Genomic DNA, 14,412 nt, shown 5'->3' with positions numbered 1-14,412 from the left:
GTGGGTTTCTGGCATCCGGTCGTCGAGTTCCTCGGCGCGATCGTCGGTGTCGACCCCGACGACTGGCCGGGCGGTGACGAGGACGCCCTGCGCGAGTACGCCCGGCAGTACGACGCGATCGCCAAAGAACTCCGTACCACCGTCGCGACCGGGTGCCGCGAAGGGTCGACTGCCGTCGCCGCCGCCTGGAACGGCGAGGCCGGGCGCGCGTTGTCCGCGCAGATCCTGGCGTACGGGACCGACAAGGACTTCGGCGGCGTCGAGACGATCGCCGGTGCGGCCGAGGAGCTCGCGCAGTACCTGCGGGACCAGGCCGACACGATCGTCCGCGCCAAGGTGATGATCATCGCCCAGATCGCGGTCGGCGTCCTGATGTTCGCGATCCCGGCTGGCAAGGCGCTGTCCTTGGGGATGCGCGCCGCGTTCCGCCAAGCGCTGAAGGACTTCATCCACAACCGGGCGCGGGGCGTCATGAAGCAGGCGCTCTCGGCGCTCGCGGCACGGGCCGGGAAGGCGCTGGCGATGACGCCGGTCAAGTTCTTCCGCGGGGCGGCGATCGCCGGTGTCGGCGCCGGCGTCTACGGCCTGGCACCCAACACGATCGCCCAGGGGTACGGCGTACTCACCGGGCAGTCGGGCCGCACCACACCCGACGGGCACCACGCGGACGGCTGGAACTGGGACGAGACCAAGCAGTACGCCGCGATCGCCGCGGTGGCGACCCCGATCGCGATCGCGACCGGTGTCGGGATGGGCAAGCTGGGCGGGGTGGTGACCGGGAAGGTGAGCGCGCTGAACGGCCGCGTGCCGCGGTTCCTTGGCCGTCGGATCGCCGGTGCCACGACGATGGCGGTGGCGATGCCGGCTGCCGACTGGGTCGTCACCCGGCACCCGGTGACCTTCGAGTCCGTCTGGAAGTCCGCGGTGATGGGCGCGGCGGTCCCGGGCGGCGGCTCGCACGGGCCGGCCGCCGCGGCACCGCACGCCGACCCGATCCGGGTCGAGCCGGTCAGGGACCATCCGATGGTCAGCGCCGACCGCCCACCGCCCGACCCGCCGCAACTCGCCGCCGAACCCGGTGCCCAGACGGCCCACGGGACAGCCGACGCCCCGGTCGCGGATGCCGGTGCCGGGGTAGTGCAGACGACCGGCGGCAACGCGCACAGTGCGGGGGTTGAGTCGCGCGCGGACGCGGGCGCGGTGGGCGGCGTTCACACCACGCAGCCAGCCAGTGGGGTTGGTACGGCGGAAGCCTCTGCTCGTTCTGGTTCTCGAACGGAAACGACGACTACCAAGACGACGGCGGTGGAACACCACACCAGAACAACCGCACCGGAGAAGACCGTCGTACCGGAGAAAGCAGCTCCATCCGACAAACCCCCGTCCGGCCCGGAGAAGTCCGTCGTACCGGACAAGCCCGCAGAGATAGGTAAGTCGGGGGCGGTTGAGAAGAAGGAGAACGTTCCGCAGGTAGCCAACCGGCGGGCCGAGACACCTGCCGGTGAAGGAGCGCCGCATGCTGATCAGCCGGCGTCTGCTCAGCCCCATGCAGGTGAGCATCCACGACAGGAGGCGACTCCCGAAGTACGGGACTGGACCGGGCGGCGGGAGCACCAGGACGAGGTGCACCGCCGGGACGCTGAAGCGGTCAAGGCGCGCGACGAGCATCAAGCAGCCGTGGAGAACCGGAAGAACGCACCGTCGACCGAGCACGCAGAGCGTGCCGCCGACCAGTCCGGCAAGGAGCTGAAGGACGCCGAGAAGGCACTCGACAAGCACGTCAAGAAACACGGCGACACCGACCCACGGGCACACGAGCTCCGCGAGCAGCGGGATCATGCGAGGGCGAAGGACGACACCGCGCAGCACGACCTCCTTGCGGCCAAGGACGCGGACGCGCACGTACAGGACGCCAAGCTGGCCGCGGATGCGCGACAGGTCTCGTACCTCGCGGCGAAGCTGGACTACACGCTGTCGCGGCTCAGCCCGGCCGAGATCCGGCAGCTCGCCGAGGGCAAACTAAACCTGGTCTCGGAGGTGCGCCTGACCCCCGAGGAAGCGCGCATGCTCGCGATTCACGAGCTCGTCCACCGCACCCCGGACGGCTGGGGCTTCGCGATGAACTGGACCCAGATCCACGCCGACCTCGCGCTGCGCTCCGACCTGCTCGTGCAGATGATGACCGGCGAAGGTAAGACCGCGGTCGCCGTCCTCGCACTCGGCATGACCGCGGCCGAGCACCCGGTGCACTTCATGACGTCGAACCGGAGCCTCGCCGCACAGGCGCATGAGAAGTTCCGCAAGGTCCTCGAGCCGCTCGGGTACGACGTCGTACAGGTCGATCCCGCCGTCCGGTACGGGAAACCGCGCCGCCCCACCGTGTACGTCGGTGACGTCGCCGCGTTCGGGTGGAGCATGGGCCGCGGTCATCGCGTCCCCGGCAAACACGTTGTCGTCGACGAGGTCGACGCGGTCGCGGTCGAACTCGCCACGCAGGTCTACACGCACAGCTCCGGCGCGGCCGGTGAGGCGTCGGCCAAGACACAGGCCGAGGTGATGCTCGCGAAGTGGGCGCTGGACAGCGGCAAGTTCGACAAATCCGATTTCGGGCTGACGGTCGACGGGGCAGCACCCAAGCTCACCGAAGCCGGCCGGCAGCGGCTGGCGGATCTGATCGGTGTCGAGCCCACGTCGCGCCGGTTCGCGACCCATGTCACGCGGCTGGAGCACGCGGCACAGGCCCGCTGGGTCCTGAAGCCCGGCCGGGACTACATCCGGGCCGTGATCGAGGGCAACGAGACGATCCTGATCGTCAGCAAGCACTCCGGTGAGCCGCTGGTCGATCGCCAGACGCTGCTCGAGCAGCGCTGGACGGGTGTCGCCCAGGCGCTCGAGGCGCGGCACGGCCTGGACCTGCGGGCCGACGCGAAGCACACCAACGCGGTCCGGACCAAGGATCTGCTCGAGACCTACGACCATCTGAGTGGGATGTCGGGGACGGCGAAGGACGCCGGGCAGGCGATCCGCGACCTGTACGGCGCGGACAAGATCGGCCGGGTCGTCGAGATCGAGTCGTTCAACACGCGCAAGCTGGAGTTCCGGCCGCCGCAGCACTTCGCGACCGCGGAGGAGAAGTACCGGGCGATCGTCGACCAGGCGATCGCGGACCTGTCGAAGGACGGCGACCCGTCCGCCGGCCGTCCGCAGGCGATCGTGGTCGAGCACAACGACGAGGTGGCGCTGGTCACCCGGCTGGTGGAGCAGCGGCTCGCCGAACACGAGCTTGCCGGAGGCATCGAGATCCAGCAGGTGAACGCCGAGACGATGGCGAAGTTCATCGCCGAGCACACGTTCGACACGCGGATGGACGCGATCTGGAAGCAGGCCGGCAAGCCGGGCACGATCACGATCGGGAACAAGGTCCTCGGCCGCGGTATCGACATCGAGATCCACCGGGACGCGTTCGACCTCGGGCATCGGCCGGGCGCCACCGACCACGTGTTCACGGTCAAGGGCGACGGCCGGGAAGCGGTTGGTGGCGGGCTGGCGGTGCGGGTCGGGTTCCACGACGTCGAGTCGCCGCGCGGCACGGTCCAGGCCCTGAACCGCGCAGGCCGGCAGGGCGCGCCCGGTGAGGCGTCTTTGTACGCGTCGCACCAGGACGAACTCTTCCGCCGCCACAGCAGTGCCCTCGAAGCCGCCGTCGCGTACCACGACGCACCGTCGACCACCGCCCACAACGAGGCACTCCGGAACTACACCGAAGCAGCCGTCGCCCACGCCCGTGGCGAGGGCAGCCCAGCAACCCTTAAGGCCGCACACGAAGCACTGCAGAAGGCAGAACAGTCGTTAGCCGTCGGCAACTACTCCGCCGCAGTCAAAGCCAGCCAACTCACCACCCAACACACCAACCTCGCAGACATCCGCGTCCAACACACCGTCGTACCCGAAAGGCCGCCTGCCCCGGACAACTCATCCGGTACGACGCCTGACCGGGACGACTCGTCCGGTGCGACGCCTGGCGCGGACGACACGTCCCGCAGCCGGCGCGGGCGCGAGCAGCCCGATGCCCTTGTGCCGGACATGCTGCGGACCACCCCGTCGTACCAAGGCCTGTCTGCCACCGACCAGCTCCGGGTCGTCGACGCGATCAAGCAGGTGACCGGCAACGACCCCGCGCTGATCGAAGGGCTGCGGCCTCTCCTGGAAAGCCCCGGCCTGCGCGCGCTCGAACCCGCCGACCTGCTCGCCGAAGTCGGTGGCTGGCACCGCTACAACGACCTCTTCGGCCGCGCAGTCGAGCTCGACGCCCGGATCACCGGATCACCGGAGATCGTCAACGTGGAGCACTGGAGCTCACACACGTGGATCGACGCGGCCGACCTGGGCGAGGTCCAGCCGGGCGAGCGGCTGAGCACCAGCGGGCGGCGTGGACAGATCGTCAACCTCGACGCGCACGCCGGCGTCTACTCGATCGCGCGCGACGGCGCCGAGTGGATCGTCAAGCTCTTCCCGGACAAGGCCGACGCGCAGCAGCGGAAGGACATCGCCGACGAGTTCGCAGGAGTAGTCGCCGCAGCGGGCACCGGCTACGGACCGACGCCGTACGGGCTGGTCACGGCAACGATCGCCGGCAAGCAGTACGTCGGTCTGGCCATGGGACGAGTACAGGGCGCGATGGTGCACGATCCGCAGCCCTCGGAGCCGACCGCGATCGCCGAGGTGGGCCGCGCGCGCCGCGCGGTCACCTTCGACACCGTTCTGCAACTGCACCAGTACCTGCGCCGGCTGCTCGACGGCGGACACCACTCGCACGGTGAACTGCAGCCGCTGATCGACCCCATGACGGGCAACCTCCGCGTGATCGACCTCGCCGATGTCCTGCCCCTGCTCGACGACCCGGACTACCAGCGCCTCGCCCGCGCCGACCACGGGCTCGGCATGGAGAGCATGGACATCCGAGACCAGCTGATCAAAGCCGCCATCGACAACGCGCACCAGGACGCCGACCGCGCGCGACTGCTCGCTGCGCCCACCGACGGCATGAATGCCGGAGCCGTCCGCGAGGCCGTGGACGCCGTACGACGCCAGATGCGGCTGCCCGATGGGATCGAGCTCGACGTCGTCGTCGAAGCGGATGGAGCAACGCTGGCGCGCGAGCACGGGATTCCGGCGAGCACCGGCCCACGACCCGGGTTCTTCCGGATGGAGGACGGGAGGGGTGTCATCTACCTCTCCGCCGCCGACCACAGCAGCCCGGCCGACGTCAGCGCGTCGGTCTGGCACGAGATCGTCGGCCACTACGGCTGGACCCTGTTCAGTCCCGAGGAACGCGCCCAGATCCTCGCCGCCGTTCATCAACTCCGCCGTCTCGACGCCGAACTCTCCGCGGAGATCGACGAGTTGTACGCCGACCTGCCGGCTGATGTCCGCGACGAGGAGTTCCTCGCCCGGCTGGCGGAAGGCGGCATACCGTCCCGTCTCACCCAGGCCTGGAACAGCGTGCTCTCCACGGTCTTCGGCGCCGCCCTCCACCGAATCGGCGCCATCAGCAACGAAACCCTCCAGCTAGCCCGCCACAGCCACGAGCTCGCCCCGCTGTACAAGATCCTCCGCACCCTCCTCCAAGCCATCCGAACGAGCCGGCCGGTGCACGACGCCGGCGCGCGGTCCAGGACCGGCCGGGCCGGACCGAACATCTCGCGGATCCGGCCAGCCAGCCAGAATCGGTACGACGGCGGCGGGCTCGCGCCGTTCAGTGCCGGTCTCGTCGAGACGTCGTACGACGATCTGCTGAACGGAACGCCCGACGAGCAGGCCCTCGCAGCCGTCGTGCCGGCCCACCCTGACGGCAAGGTCAAGCGTTTCCTCGTCACCGCCGTCGACGACAGCCACTTCGAGATCGAAGGCGCCCGGCTCACGCCGCACCACCTCGCGGTGATGACCGACCTGTACCGGCACGTGTCGATAGCGCTCGACCTTCCCGCCGCAGCGTCACCGCACCTCGCCCAGAAGCTGGCCAACATCATGGGCCTCGACATCACCGTTCGGACGGCGGACGGCTGGCAGGTCCTGCACCCGAAGGCGGACGCGAGCCTCCAGCGCGAGGGAACGGTCGCGTTCGGCCCCGACGACACGCTCGTCCTGCGGACGCCGGAGAACCCGGACGGTGTGGTGATCGAGGACCTCGAGCCGCATCTCGGCCGCCTGCTCGGCATCGGCGGATCGAAGGCCGCGTTCGCGTTCTACGACCAGGTCGTCCTGATCGCGCACCCGACGATCGAGGTGTCGTTCTTCAAGCAGCTCGGCCGGACGCGCGACCTGCTCACCAAGCCCGGCGCGGATCAGGTCATCGCACCGCTGCGCTACACCACCGTGTTCGAGCGCGACGCGTTCGTGGCCGGCCGATTCCCGACCATCAGCCGCGATATCTGGGCGACCGTCCCGGACTTCAGCGGCCCTCAGGTTCTCCGGCCGACACAGGCCAGCCTCGACAGTCTGCTGGCGATCCGCGCGTTCTTCCTCGCGAACAACCTGGTCATCACCGACCTGCAGTTCGGAATCGATGCCGATGGCCGCTTCTGGGCGTACGACGTCGGCCGCATCCGCCCCCTGCCCACCGAACTGCCGGCCGCTCCCGCTGGCGTGAACCTGGACATCTTCACCCGCGGCAGGACAGACCCGCTCGAGATCATCGACGCCTGGATCGCCTGGGCCGCCGACGGTGTCCCGAACCGCACCTTCACACCGACCGGGCACGTCCGCAACGCTCCGGCGGCACGAGAAGACCTGCAACAACCGTCGTACGACTGGGCGACGGCAATCCCGGATCATCCGTCCGCAAAGCTCCACCCCGACACCCCGGGGGCGCGCGACCGCGCCGTCGCCGAGCTCGAGCAGGCGTACGCCGCTGCCCGTACCGGCTACGGCCCGATCCCCGTCGGACTGGTCACCACCGAGGTCGACGGCAGCCGGTACGTCGGGGTCGCGGTCGAGGATGTCGACTCCGCCGTCCACACGGACGCAGTCACCCTCGACACGGTCCTGCAATTGCACGACTACGTACGCCGGTTGCGTGCGCTGGGCCACCGTCCCGCCGATCTGCACCTGGCGGTCGACGAGCGCGGAAACGTCCACGTCATCGGATCCAGCGAACGCGAGGCGCTGCCGGTCGAGCTGCTCAGCGACCAACTGCTCCGGGCGGCGATCGACAATGTGAAGCGCACGACCGGTGACGGCACGGCGCGCGATCGGCGGGTTTGGGCGGTGGGCAACGCGCGGCGGCGTCCGGCTGATGGTGCTGATCGGGCAGGTGAGCCCGGCAGGATCGATCGCAGTGAGTTCCGCGGGGACGGGCGGCGGATGCCGGATCGGGCGGCAATTCATGCTGCGGCTCGGGCCGCGGCGCTGCAGGTTGCCGCGGCTGTTGCGGCTGCTCGTGGGGAAGCGCGGGATGTGGCGATCGGGGAGGAGCAGATCACTGTCACGCTGGCGGGTGGGCAGCGGCTTACTGTGAAACTCGATGTGTCCGGCATCTTCAGCGGCGGACCGGTCCGATGGGAACGCACGACAGACGGGGCCCGGATCCAGCTGTCGCCGCGGGCCGGTGACGAGGTGGTGGGACGGGCGGTCGCGCATGCGGTGGCCGGGGTGTTGTCGGCGTACCGGGGTGAGTCGGAGGTCGATCAGGTTCGAGCCGGCCGGCGCGCCGAGGTCGGGTATCTGGTCGACCGGCTGGAGCGCGGCGAGTCGCCGTACCGGTCGCGCAGGGAGCTGGGGCATGTTCTGCGGCAGCTGAACAAGATCGAAGGGCGGCGATTCGGTGTTCCGCCGCTGCCGCGCGGGCTCCGGCAACGGGTCCGGACCGTCCTGCCGCGGAACACGATCCGCGCCTGGCTGGCCGAAGAGATCGATCGGCGGGAGGACCAGCTCACCGAGCCGCCATCGTCCCGCCCGACGCGACTCCCCAGCCTGGAACGCAGGCCCGCTGGTCAGAGCCTCAGGACCACGCATGCGCCCGATCCGGCCGTGGATCGCTTTGTGCACAGGCTCTTCCAGCACTTCGCCGATCAGCCGATCGCGGAAGTAGGGTTGTCCGAGAGTCAGCAGGCGGTCCTCCGGGAGCTGCCGCTGTTCCGGCAGTTCGTCAACTGGCACGGGCCTGATCTCGCGGCGGCGTTCGGACGGATGACCGCGGACGCCTTCGCGGAACAGATCGCCGCGGCCGATCGGCAGTCGGTGGCGGATGCGTTCGTCACGCTGCGCAGCCTGCTCGATCAACGCGACAACGGGCACTCCTGGTTCCAGCGCAGTACGGCGGCGCGGCAGTTCGCCGAGCTGGCCGACGCGCTCGGAGTGGTTGCCCATGACAACCTCCGGGCCGCGCTCCCGCAGGACCTCGCGGCTGCGGTCACGAGTCTGAAGCCCGGCCTGGCGCAGCGCATCGACAACGGAGTACGCACACTGCCGACTGTGCCTGCCGACCTCTCATTCCGATTCCTGCAGACCGTTCCCTCCGGTGCCGTGTCGGCGGTGGTCCTCGCGGGCAAGGGACAGATCGGCCTCGCCGCGGCCGTCCTCACCGGCGCGGTGCTCGCTTGGCCGATCCGCACCTTCGTCACCCGTTACCGCGAAGCCCGTCGCCCGATCAAGACGCGGGTCTGGCGTGGCGCGATCACCAAAGCCGGCATCGGCGTCGCCTCCCGGACGGCACATGGCATCCATCTCGGTTCGTCGTACCTCGGGATCGCGGGTGCGGTCGGCGCCGTCCAGCCCGTCAGTCTGTACGCCAGGTACCTCCGCCACCGAATGCGCGTCAGGGCCGACGTCACCGAGCAGCGCATCGCCGCCGAGCTCGACCAGAACCGCGCCACGCCGGCCGAACTGAAGATGCGCCTCGCCGACCTCGACACCGAACGTCAACGCCTCCTGCAGCGCTACGACGCCGGGGTCCCGACCGAACTCCACCAACTCACCGACGTACTCGTCCGGATCTCGGCGACGTTCACGCAGTACGCCGACGCTATGCAACGGGCCGGCCTCGACCCGCACACGACACCCGACGGTCCCGAAGGTCGCCCGGTCAGTGCATCGGTGCTGCATAACGACCCGATCCACGCCCGCAACCTCACCGATCTGACCTGGGCGCCCGGCCGCCACCACGAGCCGAGCGTCGACGCGGAGAACGCGGCCCTGATCGCCGCGAAGATCCACCAGGCCACCAACGGCCGCTACGGCCCGTTCACGCTGGCGCAGATCCAGTCCCACGCCACCACCGGCCGCGGCCTGCTGGACATCGCCGCTGACATCGTCTTCGCCGAGGAACATCGCCGTACGCCGTCTCGCGCGCTAGCGGCCCGGGTCGACTTCCACCGCAGTCTCACGGCCGACCATGCGCGAGCCGTCCCGGCCAGCCTGCTCCAGCCCGAACGCCCACCGCTCGACTGGCCGACGTACGCGAAGTCGCGGCCCAACGCTCTCCAGCAACAGCAAGCCGAACTGACCAATCGAGCCAAAGTCCGCACCGAAAGCGCTGCGAACGCGAAGGATGATCCCACCAAAGCCCGCCACGCGGCGATCGCGGCGGCCTGTAGGGCGGCCGCGCGACAGGGCGACCTAGCTCGCCAAGCCTGGCAGGAATACCTCGACACCCCGACTCCCGCGATGCTCCAAGCAGCCAAGAAACAAGACGCCCTGTACGAGCAACGGCGAGCTGAGAGCCTACCGCCGAAGGACGTCCTGCAAACAGCTACCGTCTCCGGCCAGTTGCCACACCTGACCGCGCTGACGATCGAGTTGAACGAGGCTCTAGCCCAGCAAAACAAGACGTTCCGCATCACTCCCGAGCTGCTGCACCGCACCTTGCGGGCAGAGACCCGACGCCTGCTGTCGCCTGACGGACTCGTGCTGACCGTAGGCAACGATCCAAGGGCGGATGTCACGGAGCTGACGCAGTTCGAGCTCACCCTCAATCCGAGCGAGCTTCAGGAGGTCCTGGACAGCCCCGTGCTGATCGAAGAGGCGCAGCTCGGCCAGCTCGTACAAGGCGGCTACAACGTCGCCACGACCATCACCCAAGCGGTGAGCGCCAGCAGCGGCTTCAGGTTCGCTCCTCTCCTGTCGGCCCTGCCGGACACGAACCCACTGAAGATCGCGGCGCTGATCTCGCCGAGCATCGAGTACTCGAAGAACGTCGCCCTCAGCGTCACGGGAGGTGCGACCGAGTACGGACTGCCGGGAGCGGTCGAGGTCATCCAGGGCGAGATCCACCGCTTCCGCTCGTCGCACCCCAGCTGGTCCTGGCGGATGCGGACCTCTGCGGCCGGCTCGTGGTCCGCGCGGCACGTCGTCGCCGGCGGTACCAAGAAGGACACCGCGACCCTCGAACTCGGAATCAGCCACGCGTACACGGTCGGTGCGGCCACGGAAACGCTCAGAATCCCGTCGGACGAACGCCGTACCGACCTGCCGGAACACGTCGCTACTCGGGTCGAAGGACTGAACCAGCTGGCCGACCGTGCCATTGCTGGCCTAAGGCAACGACTCGGTGGACTCGACCGGATCGGTCACGACCAGCTGCGCGGCCTGATCACCGAGGACGCGCCGGGCCGGCTCGCCGAGACGACCCGTCCGGGCGGTCTCACCCGGGTCATCACCAGCCGCGGTCGCGCGGTCGCGTACGCCCGACTGGAGACCGTCGCGGTGTGGGAGAAGGCGACGTTGCTCGGCGACAGCTCGAAGGACCACAAGGTCGAGCGACTGCGGGTCGGCTTCTCGGGGACGTCGGGCGGCGAGACGTTCTCGGCCGGGGACTCGGTCGCGGTCTCGGCGGGGTACGGCGGCACGGCGACGCAGGACCTGGGTACGTCGTCCTGGGACCTCGGACCGAGTGGAAGGGCCGGCGTGAACGCGGGCCATGACAGCTCGGTGAACACCGGCGACACGGCGATCCATCCGAGCGTGCAGCGCATGCAGCCCACGATCGGCGTCAAGATGCGCCTGGAGCACCGCCTCACCATCCACCGCGTCGACCAGGCCGGCGAGTTCACGCTGACGGCCGCCGGTGACGCCGTACTGCGGATGCCCGAGAACGACGCGTACCGCTACGGCCTCCCGGTCCCGTCGGAGGCGATCGTCCGCGACCAGGACGGACAACCCAGGTACGGCGTGGACGGACGGCGACTGCTGCGTGGTGATCCGCAGCCAACCGACGAGACCATCCTGCTACCTATATGGATGCAAAGGGACTTCCGCGACGGATCGTCCCAGCATCAGGAGGGCCCGCGGCCGATCCGTGGTGCGGGACCTGCCCTCGTGCAGGAGCTCAGCGGTGCCGACGAGGCCCTGCAGGAGTTCCTCGAGCACCTGTCCGCGAAGGGCCTGATCCCGTACGGCGAGCTCGGCGGGAAGGACCCCGCCCTGGCCGCCAGCCAGCTCGCGAATCTCGAACGGATCGGCCAGCAACTGACCCGGCACCGTCTGGAGACCGGCTACGATCCGGCCGCTCAGGAAGGCATCGTGCTCCGTCTCGACCGGCACCGCACCGGGCTGCCGCCGGAGCAGCACACCTACCGGATCCGGCTCCGGTCGTACACCGGCGAGGCCAGGCTCCTCGGGCTCTCCACCGGCGAGACCGTGGTCAACCTCGACATCGGCTCGAACACCACCGGCCGGTCCGGCGGATGGTCCAGAAGCCTTCCCTGGCAGGCCAAGTTCGGCTTCAGTGACAAGCCTGGATCCGGCGCGGAAGGCTCGACGCCGGAGATCGCGCCGAGCTACGGACGCTCCTCGCTCGGCCGGTTCATCAGCTGGGCGACCGGAAGTACGGTGAACCGCGTCTCGCTGACCGAGAGCACCGCGCCGGTCGCGGTCTTCGAGGTACCGCACTCGATCGTCATCACCGAGGTGGGCCACGAAGCCAAGCCGATCGTCACCGTCGACGGCACCGCCCGGCTCTCGATCGACAGCGAGTTCTGCCGGCGGGACGACACCGAACCGACGCTCGCAATCAAAGGCAAGGTCGACCCGGTCCTGTTGCGTACGGCAACTTTCCAGGCGGTCGACGTCGGCGATCTGGTGGGGCAGCTGACCAATGAGTTGCCGGAACTCGCCCGCGGCGACAGCTCCGCGCTGCACCACCTGAGCGCGTTCCTGAACCCGCGCAACCTGGCGGCGCGGCCCGAGCTCCTCACCGCGCCGTACCGCACCAGCCTGCTCGTCACCCCCACGCCGTCGAACGTCGAGCAAACGTTGAACCAGCGGGGCGTGACCACCGGTCGTGCCCGTCTGACGGTCGACACGACGCTGCTGAACCTCAGGTACGTCGGCTCCGGGCATCCGGTGAACGGCGAGATCAACCTGACCCTGGGCAGCTCGACGCTCACCACCGGAACCTCGACCAGCGGCACGACCGGCCTCGGTGGCGGCGACGGCGCGGTCGCGACGGACGGCTCGTCGTACGGCGGCTCGCTCAGTGGGAGCCGCTCGAAGGACCGGTCGGCGAGCAGCACCGAGACGCAGATCGGCGGCGTGGAACGGCTCGCGATCCGCGACGGCGAGCACTACCAGTTCTGGGCCGATCTCGGAGTGGTCGCGGAGCTGCGCGCGATCGGCGCCGAGCCGCGCGCAGCGGTGGTCCGCAGCGGCGCGGTGATGTTGACCCTGCCGGAACGCGAGGCCCTGCGGCTGTACGGACTGGGCAAACTCGACCTCCCGGCGGCCAAGGTCGACGAGGCCGTCAATCGTTTGCTCAACGGCGAACTGCACCTCCCGTCGCGGACGGTCCTTGCGATCGCCCGCCGCCAATCGGATCCCGTACAGCGCGAACGGCTGGCGGCGACACTGCGTGAGACGGTCACGGTCTTGCGCATGAACTGGTGGCTGGAGCGGATTCGGCTGCACCGGACCGGACAGGCGGGCCTGCTCGATGCCGTGATGCCCACGGCGGAGGAGCTGATCGAGCTCGGGACGGAGGTGCAGCTACCGGAGTTCTACAAGACGACCATGGGCGCCGGGCTGATCGACGAGACCTCGCTCCAGGACCCGGACGGCCACGAAACCGATCTGTACCGCGAGGTGCTCGCCGCTGCCGAGAGCAGTGCACCGGAGGCACTCGACGACCCGGTCCTCGCGGCCGGTCTGCGTGGCGATCTGGCCGGGCTGCGGTGGCACGGGCACATCGACGACCTGCTCAGCCAGAGCGGTTTCGTCACCGAGTACCCGACCGGCGACGGCCGGCGGGTGACTGTGCGGATCAAGGTGGAGTACGACGGTCCGATCAGGATCGACGGAGTGCCCGACGCGGGCGGCCAGGAAAACGCGTTCAACATCATCCAGGCCTACGACTACCGCGAAGAGAGCCGCAGCGTCACGCAAAGCACCAGTTACAACGGCCAGGTCGGCGGCGCGCTCGGCAAAGTCGGGTCGGGTACGACGGGAGTCGGGACGGATCTCGGTACGTCGACGACCGCGTCGAGCACCGAGCAGAACACCCGGATGTCGCGGGCCCTGTGGAACCCGACCAAACGGGTCTCCCGCGGCTACCGGATGACTGTGCAGGTCGACGGGGCCGAGCCTCGCAACCTGACCGGTGAGATGACGCTGCTCGTCCCCGCCTCGGCGGTCAACGCGCCGATGCCCCAGGCCGCCGAACCGGGCAAGGTCGTGCTTCCGCGCGGGACGGTTGTCGAGGGGACGATCGCGCGGAAGCTGTTCAAGACCGTGTACAGCCGGCTCGGGAAGCCGGACCTGCTGACGGAGAAAGGTGCTCGCCTCCACCGGACCGCCCTGGAGAACATGCTGTCCGCTGCCACGCGACTGGCCGCGTTCGAGCGGATCGCCTCGCCGGAAGGCCACACGATGGTGCAGTTGCCGGTGCCGGGCCGAAGATCGCGCCTGGTCGCGGTGCAGGTCCGCGCCGTGTTGTCCAACCTGCAGTTGGTGGCGGAGGGCGACGCGCAACTCGGGCAGATCGACCGGCAGCAACGGATCACGCAGCTGACGACGAAGAGCAACCGGCTGCTGCCGGCGTCCCGGTCGGTGGGCGGATCGAACCCCACCGGGATCCAGGGCGGGCTGTCCAGCGGTGAGCAGGTCGGGGAGAGGAGCTCCGACAGCACCGGCAACCGCAACGAGACGACGATGAACGAGCGCGGTCCGGTCGTCACGGTCAAGGTCGACGTCGGCTATCACTTGCGCTACGAGGACCGCCGCCTCGATCGGCGCGACGGCTTCCAGGTCGCGTCGAAGGACACCGGCTACACGAGCGGGACGGCGTACCTGACGATGTTCCGCCGCGAGTACGACGCCCTCCGCGGCAAGCCCTCCACGCCACCGCTGGCCCCGGCAGTTGCCGAAGGCAACCTGCACACCGCCGGTAGCATCCCACCCCCGAACCCGTCGGGAGCCGCCTAG

1 protein-coding gene is annotated in these 14,412 nt (G+C 69.4%); it reads left to right on the top strand.

Annotated features, from left to right (window positions below):
• A complete protein-coding gene (locus E0H92_RS42285; protein WP_131500257.1) occupies nt 1-14,412 on the top strand; it encodes a WXG100-like domain-containing protein in 14,412 nt (4,803 codons plus the stop codon).

The sequence above is a fragment of the Kribbella speibonae genome (genome assembly GCF_004331375.1).
Lineage (GTDB): Bacteria > Actinomycetota > Actinomycetes > Propionibacteriales > Kribbellaceae > Kribbella > Kribbella sindirgiensis.
This window is presented reverse-complemented; position numbering and strand designations above follow the sequence as displayed.